This is a genomic window from Pseudoduganella violaceinigra DSM 15887 (assembly GCF_000425385.1).
GTDB classification, from domain to species: Bacteria; Pseudomonadota; Gammaproteobacteria; order Burkholderiales; family Burkholderiaceae_D; genus Rugamonas; species Rugamonas violaceinigra.
The window spans coordinates 384,134-406,499 of the sequence record NZ_KE384358.1 but is presented as its reverse complement, the minus strand read 5'-3'; the positions used below and the strand labels follow the sequence as shown (position 1 = coordinate 406,499).

Annotated in this window: 20 protein-coding genes and 1 tRNA gene; 14 read left to right on the top strand and 7 right to left on the bottom strand. The window is 61.3% G+C overall.

Features of this window, described 5'->3' with window-relative positions:
• The first annotated feature begins 38 nt into the window (after positions 1-38).
• The 6 genes from lepB (at position 39) to H597_RS0124410 (ending at position 5,462) form a co-directional block, all read left to right on the top strand.
• Entirely contained in the window at positions 39-887 is an 849-nt protein-coding gene (lepB, locus tag H597_RS0124435) for a signal peptidase I (RefSeq protein WP_083941264.1), read from the top strand.
• A 222-nt stretch (positions 888-1,109) separates the two neighbouring features.
• Positions 1,110-2,354: a hypothetical protein gene (locus tag H597_RS0124430; RefSeq protein WP_028104413.1), complete on the top strand. Its 1,245-nt coding sequence runs from the start codon at positions 1,110-1,112 to the stop codon at positions 2,352-2,354.
• Positions 2,355-2,518: 164 nt separating this feature from the next.
• Positions 2,519-3,193 (top strand): hypothetical protein, encoded by a 675-nt coding sequence (locus H597_RS32375; protein ID WP_035375078.1) that lies wholly within the window; start codon positions 2,519-2,521, stop codon positions 3,191-3,193.
• A gap of 154 nt (positions 3,194-3,347) precedes the next feature.
• The gene (locus H597_RS0124420) at positions 3,348-3,548 is read left to right on the top strand and encodes a hypothetical protein (protein ID WP_028104412.1); all 201 of its coding nucleotides are present in this window, start codon (positions 3,348-3,350) and stop codon (positions 3,546-3,548) included.
• 79 nt (positions 3,549-3,627) lie between these two features.
• The gene (locus H597_RS0124415; RefSeq protein WP_028104411.1) at positions 3,628-4,689 is read left to right on the top strand and encodes a sensor histidine kinase; all 1,062 of its coding nucleotides are present in this window, start codon (positions 3,628-3,630) and stop codon (positions 4,687-4,689) included.
• Complete coding sequence (locus H597_RS0124410) at positions 4,686-5,462, top strand: LytR/AlgR family response regulator transcription factor (RefSeq protein WP_028104410.1); 777 nt, start codon at positions 4,686-4,688, stop codon at positions 5,460-5,462. Before H597_RS0124415 ends, H597_RS0124410 begins: the two co-directional genes overlap by 4 nt.
• 1 nt (position 5,463) lies before the next feature.
• Here H597_RS0124410 and H597_RS0124405 read toward each other — a convergent pair whose 3' ends face one another.
• The 6 genes from H597_RS0124405 to H597_RS33555 all read right to left on the bottom strand — a co-directional run bounded on the left by H597_RS0124405 (position 5,464) and on the right by H597_RS33555 (position 12,467).
• The gene (locus tag H597_RS0124405; RefSeq protein ID WP_028104409.1) at positions 5,464-6,414 is read right to left on the bottom strand and encodes a hypothetical protein; all 951 of its coding nucleotides are present in this window, start codon (positions 6,412-6,414) and stop codon (positions 5,464-5,466) included.
• Positions 6,401-7,105 carry an outer membrane lipoprotein-sorting protein gene (locus H597_RS0124400; protein ID WP_028104408.1) on the bottom strand — a complete coding sequence of 235 codons (705 nt, stop codon included), beginning with the start codon at positions 7,103-7,105 and terminating at the stop codon, positions 6,401-6,403. Before H597_RS0124400 ends, H597_RS0124405 begins: the two co-directional genes overlap by 14 nt.
• The gene (locus H597_RS0124395; protein ID WP_035375076.1) at positions 7,098-8,339 is read right to left on the bottom strand and encodes an ABC transporter permease; all 1,242 of its coding nucleotides are present in this window, start codon (positions 8,337-8,339) and stop codon (positions 7,098-7,100) included. The genes H597_RS0124400 and H597_RS0124395 overlap by 8 nt, the downstream gene beginning before the upstream one ends.
• The gene (locus tag H597_RS0124390) at positions 8,329-9,027 is read right to left on the bottom strand and encodes an ABC transporter ATP-binding protein (protein ID WP_028104406.1); all 699 of its coding nucleotides are present in this window, start codon (positions 9,025-9,027) and stop codon (positions 8,329-8,331) included. Before H597_RS0124390 ends, H597_RS0124395 begins: the two co-directional genes overlap by 11 nt.
• Positions 9,024-9,686 (bottom strand): hypothetical protein, encoded by a 663-nt coding sequence (locus H597_RS35170; protein ID WP_028104405.1) that lies wholly within the window; start codon positions 9,684-9,686, stop codon positions 9,024-9,026. The genes H597_RS0124390 and H597_RS35170 overlap by 4 nt, the downstream gene beginning before the upstream one ends.
• A gap of 111 nt (positions 9,687-9,797) precedes the next feature.
• On the bottom strand, positions 9,798-12,467 hold the full coding sequence (locus H597_RS33555; RefSeq protein ID WP_051294078.1) for a S8 family serine peptidase: 2,670 nt from the start codon (positions 12,465-12,467) through the stop codon (positions 9,798-9,800).
• A gap of 119 nt (positions 12,468-12,586) precedes the next feature.
• On the opposite strand from H597_RS33555, the gene H597_RS0124375 reads away from it, so the two are divergent.
• From H597_RS0124375 to H597_RS0124355, 5 genes are all read left to right on the top strand, one after another.
• Positions 12,587-13,006, top strand: coding sequence for a cupin domain-containing protein (locus tag H597_RS0124375; RefSeq protein ID WP_028104404.1), 420 nt, complete (start codon positions 12,587-12,589; stop codon positions 13,004-13,006).
• Between the two features lie 107 nt (positions 13,007-13,113).
• The gene (locus tag H597_RS0124370; protein ID WP_083941261.1) at positions 13,114-15,297 is read left to right on the top strand and encodes a TonB-dependent receptor; all 2,184 of its coding nucleotides are present in this window, start codon (positions 13,114-13,116) and stop codon (positions 15,295-15,297) included.
• 147 nt (positions 15,298-15,444) lie between these two features.
• Positions 15,445-16,527: a DUF4034 domain-containing protein gene (locus H597_RS0124365; protein ID WP_154668269.1), complete on the top strand. Its 1,083-nt coding sequence runs from the start codon at positions 15,445-15,447 to the stop codon at positions 16,525-16,527.
• Between the two features lie 77 nt (positions 16,528-16,604).
• A tRNA-Asn gene (locus H597_RS0124360) sits at positions 16,605-16,680 on the top strand.
• A 57-nt stretch (positions 16,681-16,737) separates the two neighbouring features.
• A complete protein-coding gene (locus H597_RS0124355; protein ID WP_028104401.1) occupies positions 16,738-16,983 on the top strand; it encodes a hypothetical protein in 246 nt (81 codons plus the stop codon).
• A gap of 63 nt (positions 16,984-17,046) precedes the next feature.
• Here the strand turns inward: H597_RS0124355 and H597_RS0124350 are convergent, their stop codons facing one another.
• Positions 17,047-18,705: a sialidase family protein gene (locus tag H597_RS0124350; RefSeq protein ID WP_028104400.1), complete on the bottom strand. Its 1,659-nt coding sequence runs from the start codon at positions 18,703-18,705 to the stop codon at positions 17,047-17,049.
• A 152-nt stretch (positions 18,706-18,857) separates the two neighbouring features.
• Here H597_RS0124350 and H597_RS0124345 point away from each other — a divergent pair, with 152 nt between their 5' ends.
• The 3 genes from H597_RS0124345 (at position 18,858) to H597_RS0124335 (ending at position 22,360) form a co-directional block, all read left to right on the top strand.
• A complete protein-coding gene (locus H597_RS0124345; RefSeq protein WP_028104399.1) occupies positions 18,858-20,288 on the top strand; it encodes an SEL1-like repeat protein in 1,431 nt (476 codons plus the stop codon).
• 64 nt (positions 20,289-20,352) lie between these two features.
• Entirely contained in the window at positions 20,353-21,477 is a 1,125-nt protein-coding gene (locus H597_RS0124340; protein WP_028104398.1) for a porin, read from the top strand.
• Positions 21,467-22,360, top strand: a complete 894-nt coding sequence (locus H597_RS0124335; protein ID WP_035375074.1) for a transporter substrate-binding domain-containing protein — start codon at positions 21,467-21,469, stop codon at positions 22,358-22,360. Before H597_RS0124340 ends, H597_RS0124335 begins: the two co-directional genes overlap by 11 nt.
• Positions 22,361-22,366 lie beyond the last annotated feature (6 nt).

The window sequence follows — 22,366 nt, the reverse complement described above, 5'->3', positions numbered from 1 at the left end:
GCAAGATCATTTGCCTTGGACTGTATCGGGCTGCTGCAATGAACTGGAAACCAAGGCCAGCGATCGCAGCCTTGCTGGGCCTTTTTTCCGGCCCGATTGCCTTGCTGTATGTGGGGCGAGGGAAGTTAGCCCTGTCGTTTGTGGCTGCATTTTTCGCGATCTGCCTGGCGTTTATGTTCAGCATTACCGGGCATTCTGACAATGATTTCCTCCGCTTTGCCTATTGGCTTGCGGGGCCGGTGGTGGCCTTCAGGTGCGCTAATTCGGCGAAAGGCGGCATGCAGCCTTGGTTTGCGCGCTGGTTCAACCTGGCCGGCATTGCGGCTTGCGCATATGGAGTCGTGGCATCCGTAAGGATTTTTCTATACGAGCCATATTGGATCCCCTCCACCGACATGCTGCCGACGATGAGGCAAGAGGTTCATATTTTGGTGAAGAAACGACCGAATGAGTTGCGCAGAGGCGAAATCATCCTATTCAAATTCGCGCTTGATCAGGGCTATGAGCGCATAAGCCGGGTAGTTGGCCTGCCGGGCGATCGTATTACATACAGCGCCAAGCATCTGCTTGTAAATGGGAAGGAAACCCGTGTGGGGCGGCGCGAAGACTATCTCGACTTACCGTTTGGCGATCACAGGGAGCGCTACAGCAATCAGCTCGACGGCGTCAGCTTCGATACCCTGGTCAATGCGGAACGGAAGGAAGAGTCTACGCTCATGATGAAAATTCCAATACGCGGAGCCTGTGTCCAGACAGAAGCGAGCCTGGAGTGCAAGGTCCCCGAGGGCCACTACTTCGTGATGGGCGATAACCGCGACGATTGTGACGACAGCCGCAACTGGGGATTCGTGCCGGCAGATGGTGTGATTGGTAGTCAAGGTGATTGACCCGCTGTGATTTGCAATGCGGGCCTGTTGATTGTTAATCCGCAGCTCCCCGGTTCGAGTCCAGGCCGGGGAGCCGGAATACAGAAAAGCCCAGCCTTAACCGGTTGGGCTTTTTGCTTTGCGGTGACGACTCATTTGCGCAATGCCTTAAAATTCGTCAGGCACGAAGTAATACGCGCGCAGCGCTGGCCTGTGCGATTTCACCATCAAGGAGTGGGCGTTATGAACAAACTTTACGCAGGCATTGCTGTGCTTTGCATGCTAGCCACGTCGAACTTGATGGCAAAGGAGGGCGACGCCTGGAAAGCTGCCTACACATTCCCTCACTTTACCGCTGAATATGCGGCATGCGGGAACTTCGCATTAAATGAAATGAAGAAGCTGCTGCAGGAGCAGGGAGTCCCAGCTTCGGAATGGGCGGGAATATTGGCGTCCTATCACAAGGATCTTCGAGCCCGCGAGGTAATTCGTCCCTTTGTCAACGGCGAATCCCTACTCATCGGCCTCAATATGCGGTGGCTCGCGACGGGTCCGGCTTGTCAAAATCCGGTGTTGTCATGCCAGGACATAGACAAGGGTGTTTGTGCGGAAGTTGCCCATGTTCCGAACGATCGGGTGGTCGCGCCGTTTTTTGCGAATGAGCAGATCATCATCGCAGAAAGCGATAAATTCAGGCCTTCAAACCTTAACCCTGATCACGCAGGCTTCGTCTTCAGTAAGGACAAAGGTAAAAGCTGGGCAAAGTTAAATACTCCAGTGTCTTGCGATGAACTGGGGGGACTGTGCCGCCTGATTCCGCAGACCGCTTCGCGTTTCATCCTGGCGTCAAGTAAGCTCGCGCACGATAAGTGGACCGATGTGGCGATCCATGCCACATCGGATGGCGGCCAGTCGTGGTCATTGTTAACGGGGGAATGGGCAGGGATTCAAGACATCAACGGTATTTCGGCGGAGGGCGACACGATCGTTGGTTTGCCTAATCAACCGGGAGAGTTTGTTGTGCTGTCCCGCTTCAGGCCGGGCGACAAAAAGACAGAAGAATTCAAGACCACTATCCGTACCGACGCTTGGAATCCTCGCTACGACGCGCGGATTCTGAACTTCGGAGCGGGCTACCTGGTGCGCCTGAATGCCGTAGATGGTTCAATTCCCCCGAGAAATTTCGGACTATTTTTTGTATCCTCCCTTGGCGATGCCACGCCGGCTAAATTGATCTGGCAATCGAACGGCGTGTCGATCGGAGCGCTTCAAACTTCGCAGACCGTTATCGCTATTCAGACCTGGGATCCCAAATCCAGGATTGTTCATGGAAATTTCGCGGAGCAAATCCATTACAGCCTGGACGCTGGGAAGACTTGGAAGGTGCAGGATGTCCCGCTGGAACTTCGGGGTGCACTGATGCGCTTGGGGGAGCGAAAAGTATGGCTGTTTACGCCGACTGCCGTGAAGTATCTAGACCTGAACTAGCGGCTCGCCGACGCTGGTCCGGCCCTGACCGCTTGAGTTTGTTGTGTGGTAAAGTTGGCAAGATTGTGATGGCGCCGTTTGAATTCAACGGCAACCTTAATCCGTTTTAGTCCCCTTGCGCGGCCGTGCATGGCCGGCCGCGCGGCAAAATCAGGAGAGTTACTATGCAGCGTCTTTTGAGCAGCACCGTAGTGGCCGTAAGTCTGCTTCTATCCGGTTCCGTGCTGGCAGCCGAGGTACATGCGCCCGTCGGTGCGCCGGATGTGGCGGTCGGCGACAGCTGGACTTACCAGTACATCGACGTCTGGAAAAAGCAGCCGGGCAATCTGAATCGCATGGAAGTGACGGCCGTCGATGACAGCGGTATCCAGGTGGACATCAAGCGTGCCGCCAGCGGTGCCTTGGTCTCGCAACAGCGCTTCAGCCGCGACATGAATCCTGTCGACCGCGGCAAGATGCACTTCGCCCCGGCATTCGTGCGCTACGCTTTCCCGCTTGAACCGGGCAAGGAGTGGAGCAGCGAGGCGACCGGCGATAATCCTACGGTGGGCAAGCGCTGGCGCTACCAGGTTAAAGGCAAGGCCGTGGGCTGGGAAAAGATCAAAGTGCAGGCCGGCGAGTTTGATGCGATGAAGATTGTTGTGACCGCGTACTATCAAGGGCGGGAAGTCGGTACCACGAGCGGCAGCGGAAAGCTGACCGAGACGCTGTGGTATGTCCCCGCCGTCAACAATTTCGTCAAGCTGGAATATCAGGACACTGATTGGATGGGCCGCACCTTTAACCGCGACGAATGGGAGCTGGCGGCGTACACCAATAAAATGGGTGCGACGAATTGAAGGGAATCATCGGTATGCTGGCGCTAACCAGCACCTGCAAGACCAGATATTGACGGCGGGGGCGCGGCAGCGGGTATACTGCACTGGTATCAGGTCGGAATTATCAGGAGCCCAGCCTTTTGGTTGGGCTTTGTGCTTTACGTGGGAGAATGACATGGCAAAAAAGAAAGAAGAACTCGATCCGGAAACCCTGGAACTGATTCAGTGGTGCATCGAGGTGGAAGGCTTCCTTGTGAAGGGCGGCGCTACGGTGGAACAGGCGCAGGACCATATCGAAGAACAGGTCGAATGGTTCACGGACCTGTTCTATGACGGCTTGACGCCGGAAGAAGCGGCCAAGGAAGCGCTGGCCTAAGGCGGTTTCGCGTCGTCCCGGCGCGGTTTCGTCGCAAAATATTTGCATGGCAGGCGCCCGTAGGGCGAAAATGCTTGCCATGCAAACAATCCCTCGTCATTCCCAGTTCTCCCTGCGCCACCTTGCCGTCGACGGCATGTATGTCGCGGCTTTCAACGTCCTGTGCGCAGTCCTGATCACCTATGTGTTCGGCGGCGGGCGCCAGTTCGGGCGCAATCTCCTGACTTCGATGTGCATCGGCACTGCCACCTGGCTGCTGATCGATGTTGCGAGGTTCATGTTCCGGCGGCAGAAAAATTTCAATTGGCTTTTTTTCTTGCCGGTGATGGCGGTCGGCGTGTTCTCCGGCGTATTTCTCGGTTCGCAATTGGCGGCATGGCTGTTGGGCATCGAAACCGACATCCTGCGCTATTTTGGCGGGGAGCGCGGCATCAGCGCCTTGCTGTTCACCGTGTTTGCCACCGGCGCTGCGACCTTATTCTTCGCCAGCCGCGAAAGGCTGTCGAAGGCGCGTGCCGAGGCCGCCATGGAAAAGGCGCGTGCCGAGGCAGTCGAACGGCAGGCGCTGCAAGCGCAATTGCAATTGCTGCAGGCGCAGATCGAGCCGCATATGCTATTCAACACGCTGGCCAATCTACAGGGCCTGATTGCGCTGGATCCTAGCCGTGCGCAAACCATGCTGGACCAGCTGATCATCTACCTACGCGCCACGTTGAGCGCGGCACGCGCCGAGCGCACAACCCTTGGGCAGGAATTTGCGCTGCTGGAGGCCTATCTCGGCCTGATGTCGGTACGCATGGGCGCGCGGCTGAGCTTTGCATTGGAGCTGCCGGATGCGCTGCGCAACACCGAATTGCCGCCCATGCTCCTGCAGCCGCTGGTTGAGAATGCGATCGCCCACGGCGTGGAGCCGAATGTGAATGGCGGCCATATCCAGGTGGCTGCGCGTGCGCTGGATGGCGGCCTGGAATTGCTGGTCTCCGATTCCGGGCGCGGACTCGACGCCGGTCCGGGCAAACCGGGCACTGGCCTGGGCCTGGCCAATGTCCGCGAGCGCATTGCCGCCCTGTACGGCGAACACGCCTCCCTCTCCCTTGAAGCGGCGCCGCAGGGCGCTACCGCACGCATTTATTTGCCATGATTACTGCACTGATTGCCGAAGACGAACCAATCCTGGCCGCGACCCTGACGGCGGCATTGCGCCGCCAATGGCCTGAACTTTCCATCGTGGCGACTTGCGCCAACGGCATCGAGGCCTTGGCGCAGGCTGCCGCCTTGCAGCCGCAGGTGCTGTTCCTCGACATCAAAATGCCCGGCAAGTCGGGGCTGGATGTCGCCGAAGAACTGGTTGATGCGTGGGCCGGACCGGCGCCGTTCCCGCAGGTCGTTTTTGTGACCGCGTACGACGAATACGCGGTGCAGGCATTCGAGCGGGAGGCGGCGGACTATGTGCTGAAGCCGGTGAGCGACGAGCGCCTGGCGCGCACCGTGGCGCGCCTGCGCCAGCGTTTGCAGGATCAGCCGGCCGCTGGCGGGCTGGAAGGCCTGGCGGCGCAGCTGCGGGCGCTCGGCGTGCCGATGGCCGCGCAGCGCTTAAGCGTGATCCGCGCCGCGGTCGGCAACCAGGTGCGCATGGTGCCGGTGGCGGACGTGGTGTATTTCGAAGCCGCCGACAAGTATGTGAATGTGGTGACGGCCGAAAGCGAAGTGCTGATCCGCATGAGCCTCAAGGAGCTGATGCCGCAGCTCGACGCGCAGCAGTTCTGGCAGGTGCATCGCGGCACCATCGTCAATTCTTCCTGTGTGCTGAGCGCCTTGCGCGAAGAGGGCGGCAAGATGTCGCTATCCTTGCGCGGACGTCCCGAGAGGCTGCGTGTTTCGCCACTGTATGCGCACCTGTTCCGCCAGATGTGATTCAGAACCCGCGCTGGAGGCTGGCCAGGGCGACGTTGCGGGCATAGCGGCCGGCCGGCCCGGCAAAATGGCGATAGCTGGCGCTGAGCACCCAGGGGCCGGTTTTCCAGCTGCCCGATAGGGTGCCAATCCGGCTGCCTGCCTGGGGCTGCCACAGCATGTCGGCCGATACTTCCACATCGTCGAAATACTGCGAGGCGCGCAGCAGCTGGTTGCCTTGCTGCCTGGGCGGGGCGCTGCGGTCGGTCCACGCTTCGCCCAGCACGGAGAACTTGCTTTCCGTGGTCCAGGTGAAGCCCGCCAATGCCTTGCCGCCATGCTGCGGATGCTGCTGCCACAGCAGTGACGCGTGCAGTTCGAGAGCGTCGCTGGCGACCTGCGAGAATGAGAGGCCGGCCTCGATGCCGTTGCGCCGGGAGAGGCGCAGTACGCCGTATTCGTCGCGCGCCCCGCGCTGCCTGTATTGGCGGACAGCGATGGCCTCGTCGTGGCGCTGATCGCTGGCGCTGGCGGCGCTTCCCCGGCCCGGGTTGGCCCAGACGACGGTGGTGGCGCTGTCGGCGTTAAAGTGTTCCCACGCCAGCATGGGGATGCCGTCCAGTGCCAGCGGATTCAATGCGCGCCGGTCTTCGCGTTGGACCACGTCGAGCGGGCGGAAGGCGTAGCCGACGTCCCAGCTCATGACTTTTTTGCCCGCGCTCAGGAAGCCGCCCGCCAGCGGGCTGTCGTAGGAAAGTTCGTTGAGGCGCAGGCGCACGTTGCCGCCATCAACGCGCGTTGCCGTCAGCACGGCGCGCAGCGGGCCATCTTGCCAGCGCAGCTCCCCCGCCTGCAGCGATTGGCTGCCGAGCTGGGCGCGGATATTGGCGACCAGGTCGCCCGCCAAGGCCACGCCGGGTGCCGCCGCGATGCCGGCCAGGATCGCGGCGCCAAGCAGCTTAAGGCGCAGCATCCGAGCGGTCCAGGTACATCGGGTTGAACAACTCGTCGCCGAACTGGCGCGGCTTGCTGGCGAGCGTGGTCACCACCGTTTCGCGCCCGGTATTGATCTCGTCCACCAGCACCATGCGGCCAGGCGCGAAGCGCGCCTGTTTGAGGCGTTTGTTGGAGCTGGCATACAGGTCGGCATGCACCGGGTGATGGTCGGATTTGGCAAGCTGCAGTACCACGCGCTGGTAGCTGAGCGTTTTGCGGGTGGCGGCAAGTTCCAGCTCGATGCAGGCCACGCCGTCCACTTCCACTTCGCGCGACACGCTGCCTTTGTAGTCGCCCGACCAGGTCATTGTCGCGATGTCGCCGGTCGAGGCGTCGCCGAGCAGTTTTTGCAGCGGCGTGATGCGGATGGGACGTGCGCTGCCGGGCAGCTGCATCCAGAAATCGTCGCCGGACATCAGCACCTTCTGGCCCGCTTCGCCGGGAGAGCGGAACAGGATCAGGGCCTTGCCGCCCGGGCGGACCAGCACCTGGTAGCGCTTTTCCTTATCCTGCTTGCCGTCCTTGAAGGTCTGCACCAGCGTGTCCACCTGCGAGGAGGCGTCGCGCAGGCGGAAAGAATCGGCCTTGCGCAGGATTGCATCGATGTCCTGCGCCGCGGCGCCGCCGCATGCCACCGCTAGGGCGGCGGAGATCAAGGTTTTAAACATGGGCGAGTGCCTCCACAACAGATTGATTGGCGGCCTTGCGGCTGACGAACAGCGAGGCCAGGGCTGCGAGCAATGTGACGGCCAGTGCGGCGCAGGCGTACATGGCGGGCGAGACTTCGACGACCAGCGGGTAGCCGCTGGTGCGTCCGGGCGGCGGCGGCATCTGGATGCCAAGTACCAGCAAGGCCATCGCCACGCCGGCTGCAACGGCCATGCCGAGCAGGGCGCCGCCGCCGCCCAGTACCAGGCCTTCCAGCGTGAACAGACGGGCGACTTCGCCCGGCGAGGTGCCCATGGCGCGCAGGGTGCCGATTTCGCGGGTGCGCTCCAGCACTGCCATCGAGAGGGTGTTGGTGATGGCGAACAGGATGATCACCAGCACGATCACACCGAGGAAGCCGAAGATGCGGTTGTACAGGCCTTTGACGCTTTGGTAGAACAGGGCCTGTTCGAGCCAGGTGCGCACTTCGAGCCTGCCGGCGTATTGCTTGCGCCAGGCCGCGCCCAGCGCCTCGCTCTGATCGAGGTCGTCAAGGTAGACGCTTAGGTAGCTGACCTTGTCGGAGACCAGCAGCTCCTGCGCAGTCGCCAGGTCGACCATGGCGAGGCGTTTATCGATGTCGGCGATGCCGCTGCTGACGACACCCGTCACGGTGACGTCGATGGCATTCAGGCTGCCGGCGGTGGTAGTGGACATCAGGGTGAGCGAGCTGCCGGGTTTGGCGTTGAGGATATGGGCCAGCCCTTTGCCGATGACGATGCCGGGGCGGTGCGGCACCGCGGCGCCGCCGTCGGCCTCCAGCAGCGTTCCTTCCTCCACTTTCATGAAGGGGCCTTTGACCAGGAATTCCTGGCGCGCGTCGACGCCGGTGCCGAGAAAGATTTCGCTCTTGTCGCCGTTGCTCACCAGACCGGAGAACTGCAGCCGCGGCAGCACGCGGTTGACTTGCGGATGCGCCAGCAGTGCGCGGGTCAGTTCGGCGCGGCCCGACAGGCCGTGTTCCAGTGGCATATTGTCGTTGCCCTCGAACTGGCCTGGTGCGGCCAGCACGAGGTGGCCGGTGTCGCGCGCGCTGGCCTGGGCCAGCGATGCATAGGTGTGCAGGGCGAAACCGCCGCCCAGCAGTGCCGCCGCCGTTCCGGTGGCGGCGATCGCCACGGTGACCAGCGAACGGCGGCGGTTGCGCATGGTGTTGCGGCAGGCCAGGGACAGCCATTTGAAATCAATGCGCATGGCAAGCTCCTTTCAATACGCCGTCGTCCAGCATCAGCGCGCGGTCGCAATGCGGCAGCACGCGCTCGTCATGGGTGGCGACGAGGAACGTGGTGCCGTCGTCGTGCGCCAGGGCGCGCATTAGGGCGATGATCTGGGCCGCGGTCTGCGCATCCAGGTTGGCGGTGGGTTCGTCGGCGATCACCAGGCGCGGGCGCTTGACGATGGCGCGGGCGATGGCGACACGTTGGCGCTGGCCGCCGGACAGCTGGTCCGGCCTGTGGGCGCCCAGTTCGGCCAGGCCGACGCGTGCCAGGGCTTCCGTCACCCGCTGGCGGCGTTCGGCGGCCGGAATGCCGAGCAGGTAGAGCGGGTAGTCGATATTGTCGTGCGCCGTCATCACCGGTACCAGGTTGAAGCCCTGGAAGACGAAGCCGATAGCCTGGCGTCGCAAGCTGGTACGGCGCGCTTCGTCGCCGCGCGGCAGCGGCTCGCCGTCGAACAGCAGTTCTCCCTCATCGGCCGTGTCCAGCAAGCCGCACAGATTGAGCAGGGTGCTTTTGCCGCTGCCAGACGGGCCGGTGACGGCGGGGATCTCGCCGCGCACCAGCGCCAGGTCGACCGCTTGCAGGGCGCGGATCACGTTGCTTCCCAGCGTGTAGGATTTGCTGGCGCCCTGCAGGGACAGGAGGGGTTCGGCGGCTCTCATTGGCCCAGCTCCTTCAGGCGGGCCGCTGCCTTGGCAACCGGCGGCGTCGCCGCCTGTGTGGCGACCACCTGGCGCAGGTAGCCGATTTCGTCGGCGCCGCGTTTTTCCTCGGCTGCCACGCGCGCGGCGGCGGAAAACACGCTCGCGCGCAGTGGGGCTGGCGCCTGCGCCAGCGCTTGCGAATCCAGCGCCCCTTGCAGTGCGCGTTTGCCCATGGCGCGGCGGTGCATGAAGTCGGGCAGGGCGAGCAGGGTGTTGGCGGCCACCATGCGGGTGACAATGCTGGCCGGTTCGCCATTTACCAGCAGAGTGTCATGTTCCGGCGCCAGCAGCGATACGGCTTTCTCCACCATGTCTGCCCCTTTTTCGGCGAACTTCATTTTCTCCCAGGGCATGCTGGCGTCGCGGCCGCGCATGGCGATGCCGGCGCCCTGGTAAGCCAGGTAGACCGGGTTGCCTGGCTGGCTGCCGGCCAGCTTTTCGAACGCGTCGATCGATGCATCGCGCGCCGAGGCATCGCCGGCGGAACCGCTGATGAATTGCTGGCGCGCGGCGGCGTAGCTTGCGCCGTCGTTGCCGGGGGCGGGGGCGGCGTAGGCGCTGCCGCAGGCAAAGGCGAAGGCAGAGGCGAAGGAAAAGGAGAGGATGGAAGGTTTCATGGTGTGCTCCGTAGTCGTTGTTGATGCTGCGAGACTACGGAGCCGGCGCCGTGGGCGCCACCGCGATGCGACGAAACCCGGTTCCGGCGGCGCGAAACCGGGTGGGGAACTCTAAGCCACGTGATAGACCATTGACGCGCCGCCGACCGCCGTGCCCTGTTCATTCAGCTGCGCCACGTTGATCTGGTATTGCGCCGCCGCCTGCGCATCGGCCGGAATGCGGGTCTGCAGGGCCAGCGGATACATCATGGCCGGCGCTTTCTCCATGGTGACCCTGACCACCGATTGCCGGATCTCGACGTAGCGCTTGCCGTTGCGCAGGACGACGTCGCCGCCTTCCACCTTGACATCGCCGAGGCTGCGCTGTGGCGGACAGTCGAAGTGCGAGCCCTTGGCCAGCGTCAGGATGCCGCAGCAGCAGCCAAAGCGGGTCTTGACGCGGGTGTCGTCCAGGAAGACCAGGCCGCAGTCTTTGCCCATGTCGTCGCCGCCTTGCGTCGGGCCGGGCATCGGGTCAACCTGGTGTTCAAAATCGATGGCCGGGAAGGCGGAGCCCTCCTCGTCCAGCGACAGGGTGAGCGGCATCGTGGCCGGCAGGTGGCTGCGGTCGATCAACAGCGTCATGCGGGTCTCGCGGTTGTAGCGGCTGCCCGCCACGAACGGGAAGGCGGCGCTGGCGTTGGGCAGGACATCGATCACCGACAGGTTGCGCTGTGCCAGGTTGTTGAGGCGCGCGCTGATCGGATCGCTTGTCAAGGGCGCCGTGGCGAAGGCGTAATCGTTGTCCGAATTGACCACGGCCAGCAGGCAGGGGTGCCAGGGATGGTTGGCCACCCAGCCGTACAGGTCTTCCGTCTGCGACGCTTCGATGCGGAACTTGGCCAGCACCGTGCCGCCGGCCGGCACGCTGGCAAAACTGGTGGTGATGCCGGTTGGGCTGACGTGCATGGCGTCCACCTGGTTCCAGTCGGGCGGGTAGACGAACTGCAGCCCGACGTAGGGCGTGATGCGGGTGCTGACCGTGACGTTGCGCGCGTCGCGCGCGCCCTTGTTGGTGACGCGCACGTAAATATAGTTGGCCTGGCCGCGCTCCACGTTCTTCGATTGCAAGGGGTCGCTGGGCACGAAGACGTTGTCGTCGTTGATGCGCACCACGATGTCCGAGAAGTCCCAGAAATTGCCGCCGGTGAAAGGCTCGGCGCCGTTGTCGGCGGGGGCATCCTTGATCATCACGTCCGCTTCGTCCAGTGCGCGGAACACGTTGATGCGGCCGTAGCCCATTTCCTGGTTCCAGCTGCCGTTGGCCTTGCCTGCGGTATCGGCATAGGCGACCGCGCCGACCTTTTGCGCCGTGCGCTCGATATGGGCGCGCACCTGCAGGTTGTCCAGCGTTGGATAGACGCTGCGGATCAGGCCCGCCAGGCCGGCCACGTGCGGCGTGGCGGAGGACGTGCCATTGAAGACCAGGTCGTAATCGCCGGAGTTGTAGCCGTCGCCACCATGGATGTCGGTGGTGGGGATATGCACGCCTGGCGAGACCACGGAGATCTGCGGCCCGAAGTTCGAGCCCCAGGGTTCGCCGTCCGGGCTCATCGGCGTCTTGCGGTTGTCGATTTCGTCGGAGGCGCCGACCGCGATCACCAGCGCGTTGGTGGCCGGGTAGGTGATCGGGCCGTTGTAATTGTGGGTGGCCACGCACATCACCAGGTCGTTGTTGAAGGCCGCCTGGATGGCCGGATCGATGATGGCCGTACTCCAGCCATTCCAGCCGAAGCTCATGCTGATCACGCTGGCGCCGTTGGCGGAGGCGTAGTTGATGCCGTTGGCCACTTCGACATCGGTCCAGGCGTCGAAGGCCACCGGCAGGATGCGCGCGTCGCCCGCCACGCCGGTGACGCCGGTGCCATTGTTATAGGTGGCGGCCACGATGCCGGCGCAGGCCGTGCCATGGTTGCCGGTGGGCGAGCCGTCGCCGCTCATGGTGCCAAGGTTGATGCCGGGCGCCGAGAAGCGCAGGTCGGGGTGGCTCAGGTCGCAGCCTTCATCGAGTACGCAGATGACCGTGGTGGCAGCACCGGTCGTGATGTCCCAGCCGGTGGTGCCGGCGCCGCCCGCTTCGATACGCGTCATATCCCATTGCTGCGGGAACAGGGTATCGTTGGGCGCGATCGACGTCGGTGTCAGCAGGGGCATGGTCTCGAACTGGAAATCGGCGATGGGGGCGTTGGGCATCTGGCGCAGGCGCTCGCGCAGCTGGTAGGCGTTGATGTCCTTGACATTCGAAATCTGGAAGTAGCGGTGGCCGTTCAGGTAGCGCGATTTCTCCAGCACTTCCTGGATCACCGGCTCGGCCGCCCCCTTGCTGCCCAGGCCCTCCGGCAGTTGGGCGGCCGTGTCGCGTGGCTGGCGCAGCTTGATCACGGCCACATGGGGCAGGGGCGACATCAGGGCGCGGCGGCCGCGCTGGCCAGCCTGGCGGTAGACCGGCCCAATCCAGTCCAATCCGAGCGGGGCGCCGGCTTCCTCGATCCTGGCCAAGGCGCCGTCGTCCAGCGGGCGGCGCGAGCGCACGAAGTAGCGCGTCCTGGTGTGGTTGACGCGCTCACCGGGCACCATGCCTTCGTCCACCTCGTCTTCCAGGTACAGCTCCAGGCTATGCAGGAATTGTTCGACAACGCTGCGTTCTTTCGGCTGTTTCAGCGCAATGAGCAGGCGGGTGTTATCCAGCGCCAGTGCGGCGCCGGAAGCATGGCTCATTTCTTGCGGAAAGTTCTTCATCATGAGGTCTCCTAGGGTTCGGAAATCCCCTTTTGTTGCGGGGATCAGGCCAGTCTAGGAGGCTTTATTGATCGGGCTTTGACCTGCATCTATCATGTGGCATAAACCAACCGGAGCCAGCCATGAAAATCTGCACCGCCGTCGTCGCCGCGTCCGCTTTTTTTGCTGCCCAGCCTGCCGTTGCGCTGGACCAGTCCGCTTCCGTCAAAGTCACCAGGCTGCTGCAAGCGAGCAGCAGCTGGAATGGGGCTGCGCTGGCCTATCCGGGCGGGCAGGCGGAGATCACGTCCTTGCTGATCGAGATCGCGCCCGGCGGCGAAACGGGCTGGCACCTGCACCCGGTGGCATCGTTCGGCTACATCCTGGAGGGCGAACTGGAAGTGAGCCTGAAGGACGGCTCGGTCAAGCGCCTCGCGGCGGGCCAGGCGCTGGCGGAGGTGGTGAATACCCTGCATAACGGCCGCAATGTGGGCAAGGGACCGCTCAAGCTGGTGGTGTTTTACGCAGGCGCGACTGGTAGCACACTGACGGTCAAGGAATAGTGGCGCAATCTTATAGTGGGTATATAATGCGCGCTATTTTGCGGCGCCAGACCGCAACCAGTGGGGAGAATAGGGGACATCCATCAAACCGCCCACAAGGAAATATAATGATGAAGTTGTCGAAGATGCACGTGCTGGTAAGCCTGGCCATTGTGCAAATGACTGCCATGGCCCAGGAGGCCGCCCAGGCCCCAGCCGGCCAGATGGAAGTCGTGACCGTTACCGCCCAGCGCCGCGCTGAAAACATCCGCGACGTGCCGGTGTCCGTGTCCGCGATCAAGGCTGAAAAACTGGACATCCTGCTGTCCGGCGGCCAGGATATCCGCGTGCTGGCGGGCAAGACCCCGTCGCTGAACGTGGAGTCGTCGACCGGCCGCGTCTTCCCGCGCTTCTACATCCGTGGCTACGGCAATGCCGACTTCGCCGTGTTCGCTTCGCAGCCAGTTTCCCTGATTTACGACGACGTGGTGCAGGAGAACCCGATCCTGAAGGGTTACCCGATGTTCGACCTGGCCAATGTGGAAGTGCTGCGCGGCCCGCAAGGCACCCTGTTCGGCCGTAACACCCCGGCCGGCGTGGTCAAGTTCGAATCGGCCAAGCCAAGCCTGCGCGGTGTGGAAGGCTTCTACAACGTCTCCTACGCAACGAATAACACGGTCAACCTGGAAGCCGCCGCCAACGTGCCGCTGTCGAAAGAGTGGGCCCTGCGCGTGTCGACCCTGCGCCAGCACCGCGACGACTACGTCGATAACACCTTCACCGGTCAAAAAGACGCGATGGAAGGCTACAACGAGCACGCCGAGCGCGTGCAAGTGCTGTACCAGCCGAACGGCACGTTCAACACCCTGTTCAATGTGCACCAGCGTAAGACAACCGGCAGCTCGCGCCTGTTCCGCGCCAACATCATCAAGAAGGGCACCAACACCTTCGTTGACGGCTTCGATCCGGAGAAAATCGCGATCAACGGCCAGGAAGGCCAGGAGCTGAAGACCCAGGGCGCCAACATGCGCATGAGCTGGGATCTGGGCGCGCACAAGCTGTACTCGATCACCGGTTACGAAACCGTGGCCAAGTACAACTCGCGCGGCGACATCGACGGCGGCAACCCGGCCGACTTCCCGGCCGTGCCATTCCAGGTTGAAACCGCAGCCTTCGTGCCGGACATCAAGCAGTACTCGCAGGAGTTCCGCGTCGAATCCAAATACACCGGCCCGATGAACTGGCAGGCCGGCGTCTACTACTTCGACGAGAAGGCAGTGGCCGGCCAGGATAACTTCAATGTTGCCGGCACCCGCACCACGCGTGTGAAATCGCAGCAGAAGAACGAGGCCTGGGCCCTGTTCGGCTCCGTGAACTACGCCGTGAGCGACGCCTTCACCCTGCGCGGCGGCCTGCGCTACACCGAAGACAAGAAGGACTTCGACACCCTGGAAACCATCGGCACCACCCTGGTGGGTCCGAAGTCGGTCTCCGAGTCCAAGGACAAGGTCAACTGGGACCTGAGCGGCACCTATAAGCTGAGCAACGATGTCAGCGCCTATGCCCGCTACGCCACCGGCTTCCGCGCGCCATCGATCGCCGCCGCCTCGACTTCGGTGCCGATCACCGTGGCCGACGCTGAAACCATCACCTCGATCGAAGCCGGCGTGAAGGCCGACCTGTGGAACCGCCGCGCACGCGCCACCCTGAGCGTGTACGACTACGATGTGAAGAACCAGCAGCTGACCGTGGTCGGCGGCAATTCCAACGTCACCAAGCTGGTCAACGCTGCCAAGACCAAGGGCCGCGGTATCGAAGGCGAAATCGAAGGCTTCATCACCAACGACTTCAAGGTATCGGCCAGCGCGTCGTACAACTTCACCGAGATCCGCGATCCTTCGCTGTCCGTGAACAAGTGCGCCCAGTGCACCGTGCAGGATCCGATCAACGCCTCCGGCCGCGTGGTCATCGACGGCAACGCACTGCCGCAGGCGCCGAAATGGATCGTCAACTTGAACGCCCGCTACAACTACCCGCTGGCGGAAGGCAACCTGTTCGTGGTGACCGACTGGTCCTACCGCTCGAAAGTCAACTTCTTCCTGTACGAAGCAGTTGAATTCACCGGCGCGCCGATGACCGAAGGCGGCCTGCGCGTGGGCTACAACTGGTCCGGCGGCAAATACGAAGTCGCAGCCTTCGCACGCAATATCACCGACCAGCGCCGCATCACCGGCGCCATCGACTTCAACAACCTGACCGGTTTCGTCAACGAGCCGCGCCAGTTTGGCGTGCAGTTCAAGGGCTCGTTCTGATCCCGGGCTGAAGCCGGCGCGCCAGCGCGCGGCTTCACCATCCAAAGCGGCCTGCGGGCCGCTTTTTTCATTTTTGGTGACAATTGAATATATTTCCTTATGGAAAATTCGGGATAATGGCCGGTTTGCTTTTGTAGAGAGTTTCAAATGCGTTCCCTGATCCGCCTGTTATCCATCGCCATCTTGGGCTTTACTGGCTTTGCCGGCACTGCCTACAGCGCTGCCCCAGCCATACGAGAGACTGTGCTGCCGCCTGTACTGAAGGGGCGGCCATGCTGGAATCTGAAGGTTAGCAAGGACTGCCCGATGGGTGCCATCATGGTCACACTCGGCCTTTCGCTCGAAGATATGTGGTACGAAAAACGTTTCAAAGACCTTGACGAGGTAATGCGGGCATTGTGTTCGCGCGATACGCGTTTGCCGGATGGTCAACCGGAAATGTTGGTGTTCGAATCCACTTTTAGCCGTTTGACCAGTGAGAAGCGGGACTGGCGCAAGATTGGCGCGAAGCTGATCGAATGGCGCAGTCAATCCCGTGATTCGGCCGCGCAGGCATTCGCCGAAATTATGTATTGGCGGTCATATGCATGGCATGGCCGCGGTGGTAACTATGCCAACAAGGTGCCGCCGGAAGCGTGGGAGTTGTTCCATGAGCGCATGGGCAAGGCTTTCGAACGGCTGGAAGAAAGCAAAGCATTGGCGGGAAACTGTCCGTTGTGGCATAGCTTGAAGCTGAAAACCCTGATCGAAGCGGGCGCGCCGCGTGCCAAAGTCGAATCTGTCTATGCCGAAGCGGTGAAGGCATTCCCGGCGTCACAGCAGATCCATTTTGCGATGTCGTTCTCGATGGACCGCAAGTGGGGGGGCAAACCAGGTGATTTCGATCGATTTGCGCGCCGTGCACTTAACCTGTCAAAGGGAAGCGAAGGCAACACAATCTATGCACGGCTGTTCTGGTATGACGACTGCGATTGTGACGAAGCGATTACCTTTGGCCGGGCTGGAGACCCTGACTGGAAATTGATGAAGGCCGGCTTTGAAGATCTCCTGCAGCGCTATCCGGACCAGGTGTATAACCGTAACAAGTTCGCATCGTTTGCATGCCGTGCCAACGACCCTGCGACTTACATCAAATTGCGGCAGGAACTGGGCGACAATATCGTTGACCACTTGTGGCAAAGCTCTTGGAATGTCGATGTCTGCGACCGCCGGATGGGGAAGAAATCCTGATTCGCTACCAACCCGGCAAAAAACTATTTGCAGGGACTAGGCAAACTTCAAATAGGCCGATATAATGCGGCCTCTTTTCCCTGGTAGCTCAGTCGGTAGAGCGACGGACTGTTAATCCGCAGGTCCCTGGTTCGAGTCCAGGTCGGGGAGCCAGAATAAAGAAAAGCCCAGCCTTCACGGTTGGGCTTTTCGCATTGGAGGGCAGCACATATGGAAAACAAAGACCAGCGGTATCTGGTTCAGCAGAATAAGATCAACGATCCGTCCAAACCACCAGTTTTCGCCAGGGTCATGCGCAGCAAAGAGGGCGCCTTTGAGGGCGTCTCCTTTATCAAGAACAAGGACAAAGCGACCGTCATGACAATTGCCGAGGCGCAGGAGGCGGTTGCATGGGCCACAAAGAAGAAGTCGGCGGCCCATGAGTATGCGACCAAGATTATCTGCCTAGGCCAATAGTGGTGCCAAGGGAGCGCCGACGATGCCAAAGCCTCATTTTTGTGAGGCTTTGAGCGGCACTCCTTAGTTCGCCACGTGTTCCTGCGTCCAGCTTGCGCCGCCGTCCTTGCTCACGTAAATGCGATTGATGATGTCGACATAGAGAATAAACTGTTTGGTGGCCAGCATTTGGCTGGCCATCACAGGCGTTTCCTTGACGACGGTTTGCCAGCTTGCGCCGCCGTCGCTACTCTTCTTAAGGTTGGTCGAGCCTGCCATCATGCCGTTCGCAGCGCAAAGCATATAGCCATCCTGCGGGTTGATGAAGTCAATCGAAACGACACGGGAGTACAGTCCGGCGCAGCTGCCTGGCACTTCCTTCCAGGTTGAGCCGAAATCAGTCGATGTAAATGGCGTGATCCGATGGCCGCCACTTGCCAGCAAGATCTGATTGTCGACCGCTTTGACATCGCGATACCACCCGCCGGTCACAACGGTTTGCCAGGTTCGCGCGCTCAAATCGAGGATCTGCAATGCCTGATCGGGGACGACAACAATGTACTTGTTCCCATGGATCGTAGCCACGTTTTGAACGCTGGCGTGGACGGTAAATAATTGCGGGTTATTCACTGCAAAGCGCTTCAATTCGGCCCATGATCCGGATGCCGGGTCGCGGGTGCTTCTCAGGACAAATTCGTTTTTCTCCAGGCTCAGCACCAGCAACTCCCCAAGGTGCTCCTGAATATTCAGAATCAGACTGGCGCGGATCGGAAACGGCATGCGTTGCCAGCTTGTGCCGCCATCAGCGGTCATGTAGAGCTGACCTTCCTCGCCACCGACAAAGATGTTCTTTCGGTCGCGTGCATGTACGGCCGTTAGTTCGCGTGCATCGCCAACGTTAATGTGCAGCCACTTGCCGGAGGGCTCACGCAGAAGCAATTGCCCGAGGTTGCTGGCGGCAATGAGTTCTCCACCGGGAAGCTCTCGGACGCTGTTTAAAGCATAGGTGCTGGCTTTGGCCAGATTGAGTCGCGCAACAGGATCGCTGGTCGTTTTCCATGTGTCGAGCGCTTGCGTCGCCGAGAGGTTATCGGCAATCGCCTGCATGATGCCGGTCGTTGCGCTGCCCACGCCGCTTACCAGGGGCGAATTGCTGGCCACATGCAATGATGTGCTGCCAAGGGCATTCTCCTTGCCGAGTGCGGATCCTTCGAAAGAGATCTGATTAGTTTGGCTTTCCTTGCTCAACAAGGGGAATTCCTCGGCAAGCATCGACGTCAGCCCATCGTCTTTGCCGCTCCGTATCACGGCATAGCCATTGTTGCCGGTCGATTGGTAAATGATGCTGCCGAGGTTTGTGACCTGGCCTGCTTTCACTTGGAACGCAAGACCCTGTCGCCCAAGGTCTGCACGTTTGATGGCAAAGAACAGTTCTTCTAGCTCATATTTTCCTTCCGGCAGGAAGCCGCTGAAGACCTGGGTGCTGCGGCGCCCCTCAGACGCCGACAATAGCAACTGGAATTGGGTTCCGTTTGAATCGCGGACATATAGGTTGGCCCATTGGTTTGCAAGGCCTAGTTGGGAACTGATCGTCGGCGTGTTGGTAACGACGCGAACAAGCGCCAGGCCATTGTTCGCGGGGAAATTCGAGGTGCGCGGGTCGACGACCTGGCCTGGGCCAGCGCAAGCGGTAAGCGTAAGGGCAACCGCTGAGAGCAATACTCTAAAAAATATCTGGCGCATGGACTTATTAATTTTTTGACAGGGTTTGCATTATTCGTCTGGAGTGTGATTCCGTCAACTAAATTGCCGCGCCGCGCCGCACTGCGGTGACTTCTTCCAGTACACAAGCTTGTTATGAAATTGTTATAAGATTCGGGCTTTTGCGCATGCCTATGCCGTCCCTTCTTTGCCGTGCCCATAATGCGCGCAGTCTGCTCGCGACCCTGCTTTTCAGCAGCTGCGTTGCCTCCGCTTTGGCGCAGGCGCCAGTCTCTCCACTCGAGCAATCGCTCCTTGATAAGCGATACAGCGACTTCCAGCCGGAAGCCGCGCGCGCTGCCGCTGGCGGCGATGCTGAAGCCCTATTCCTGCTTGGTAAATCGTATGCCCAAGGCCTGGGCGTGGAAAAAGACCAGGAACTGGCGCGCAGCTATTACAGAAAGGCGGAGGCGCGCGGTTCGGTACGCGCCACGCATAATTTGGGTGTGCTGGCTCTGGATGCCGGCGACCGCAAAGCAGCCATCGAACAGTTCCAGAAGGCCCTCGATAAGGGTTTGAAAATGCCCACTCTTTACAACCTGGGGCGGGCCTACGAACCGGCCGATCCGGACAAAAGCGAGGAGGTCGCCGAACGCGTGATCCAAGCCCGCAAATCCGGCGACTACTACGCCAAAGCATTTGAAGTTGCGGGCAAGGCGAGCGATGTCGACGCCGCCAGCAGGCAGTATTTGCGAGCCTATGCCTGGCAAACAGGGATCCCGACCGACTCCGACTCCGACTCCGACTCCGACTCGGATGAAAAGGGCGATCCTCTGATCACGCATGAGCTGGTGCTGACCTGGTTGAACAAAGCCAAGGAGCAGGATACGCCAGCGGCGTGGAGCAATTACGGTGCGCTGATGTACATCGACGGCAATTACGACGAGGCGCGGCCCGCATTTGAAAAGGCAGCGAAACGGGATATCCCCGCGGCGCACCGCTATCTCGGAAAAATGGATGAACGCGAGTCCGGCATGGAGCAGGAGCGCGCCGCGTCAGCCCTGGCGCATTATGAGCGGGCGCTGGAGCTCGGCCTGACGGCGGCGCGCGGTGATGTGTACCGGATGTTGATGGAGCAAATGAACAGCGAGTGGAATGCCGATGTACTGGAACGCGGCACCAAGCGCTTGCAGGAGTTGTATCAGGATGGAGTGAATGATCGGGGGCGCCTCGACCGCCTCCTGAACCACTACAAGTGGCGCCGTTTCGTGGCACAGCAAGCGAAACGCACCCGTCCCGTGCCCAAGCTGCCCATCTATCTGAACGCATGCCAGCTCGATCCGCGCACTGCCGATGGCGAGCGATACAAGCTACCCAATGGCGCCCAATGGAGTCTGGAGCTTCACGATGCCGAGTTTTGGCATGATATGCAGGCCGACGTGGACATCGACGCATCTGGTTGCGCGAAACTGTCCGAGCCTTTTTCGCCCAAACTACGCTCAGCGCTCGAGCGGGGAGAGGTGGTCAGCCTGACCTTCAAGTCGCATAAAATTCCGCTGGACTGGCGCGTCGAGAAAACGCGCATCGTCCTGGTGCCGTATCCAGGCAACTTGCAGTTCGACTGAATTCGCGTAGCCGCCCGTTTTGGCTCTACAATTCCACTACCCTTCATCCTATGGACGTGGACCAATGCGCGGCTTTCTTTGCGGTGTGTTGCTTGCTTCGCTTGCCGCCAGTGCCGCAGCGCAGGGTACGGCGCTGGTGTATGGCCGGATCAACCTGGTGTTGGCCGGGCATGCCGGTTATGGGCCGGAGCATGGCCACAGCGCCACAGAGAACAGCCTGTCGAGCAAGCTTGGCATCAAGGGCCGCGAGGCGTTGACGGATACGCTGGCGGCCACGTATGTGATCGAGACCGGTATTGGGGCCGACACGGGCGGCGGCAGCCTGGGCAACCGTGAAACCAGCGTCGGGCTGGCCGGCAACTGGGGCCAGTTGCGGATTGGTTACATGCTGGCGCCGTTCGATGACTTCCATAATATCGCCGGCCCTGGCTATTTCAACAATCTTTCCAACGACAATATCAACGGCTTCTGGGCCAACGGCTACAGCAATCTGCTGGGGGCGGGCAGCAAGCCCTGCGACGGGGCGGTGCCGGGCACCGACGACAACAATAACTTCTCGTTCGACGGCCGGCTGGCCAACTCGCTGCGCTATGACGGTCCGGTCCTGCGCGGCTGGCAGTTTTCGACGCATATGGCGCTGGGCGAGTCGGGGTGCGGTACGCGCGTCTGGTCGAGCAAGCTGCATTACACCGCCAATGGATGGAATGGCGGCCTGGCCTTCCAGACGCACCGCAACTTGCGCGGGCCGGGGCTGTCCGATCATGCCGTTCTGCTGACCGCATCCTACCGCTTCAATCCGAATTATTACCTGGCCGGCTACCTGCAGCACCTGCGCTATGCGAACCCGGGGCGGGTGAGCCTCAGGCAGGAGGCGGCGGGTATTCTGGGCCGCTACCTGAGCGGGCCGCACATCATGGAGCTGGCGATGTATCGGGCAGGCGGCGGGCGCGGAATGCAGACCCCCACTTTCTCCGGCATCTTTGTCGGCAGCGATGCGCGCGCTTACCTCTACTCGTTGACTTACCACTATGGCCTGTCAGTGCGTACCGATCTGTGGGCGCAAGTCGAGCAATTGCGCAATGGCGCGCAGTCGGGATATGACTTCGGCAATACCGGCAAGGCGGGCGCTGAGGGCACCATGGGGCGCCATCCAATCGCTTTCCTGCTAGGATTGCGGCATGATTTTTAGCTTGCTATTCATGGCCCTGGTGGCGGTGGGGCCCATAGCCGCGGAAGCGGCTGGGCCGCCACTGCAGATCGTCTATCCGCGCCCCGAGTCCGAGCATGACAGCCGTTACCAGTACGACTGGGAGGTGCTGCGCACCGCCCTGGAGAAGACGCGTCCCACTTTCGGGCCATACGAGCTGCGCCAGGCTAGCCAGTACATGTCGCCGGCGCGAGTCACGGCCGAAGCGGCGGCGGCAGGCCCCATCAATCTATTTGTGCGCGCCACCTCGGTACAGCTGGAGCAGCAGTTTCGCCCGATACGGATTCCCGTCGACCGCGGCCTGATCGGCTATCGCCTGCTTCTGGTGCGCCAGGACGAGGTGCCCCTGTTTGCCGAGGTCAGTACCCTCGACCAGTTGCGCCATTTCAGCATAGGGCAGGGTAAGGGCTGGGTCGACGTCGGCATCCTGCAGTCTGCCGGCTTCAAGGTAGTGGAAGGGAATAACTACGATGGCCTGTTCTCGATGCTGGCAGTCAGGCGTTTCGACGCGTTTTCGCGTTCGGTGGATGAAGCCTTGCGCGAGTACGATGAGCGGCACCAGCAATTCAGTATCGAAGTCGAGCCGGGTATCGCGCTCTACTACCCCTTGGCGCGCTATTTTTTTACGCGCCGCGATGTGGATGGAGAAATGCTGGCGCGCCGCTTGGAGGCCGGCTTGGAAACCATGGTGCATGACGGCTCGCTGCAAGCGCTCTTCATGGAATACAAAGGGCCGCTGATCAAGCGTTCCGGTCTTGCGCAGCGCCGCCTGTTCCGCATTCCCAACCCAGCCTTGCCGCCGCAAACGCCGCTGGCGCGCAGCGAATTGTGGTATCGGCCGCAGGAGCCGGCCGGCAAAAAATAGAATGCG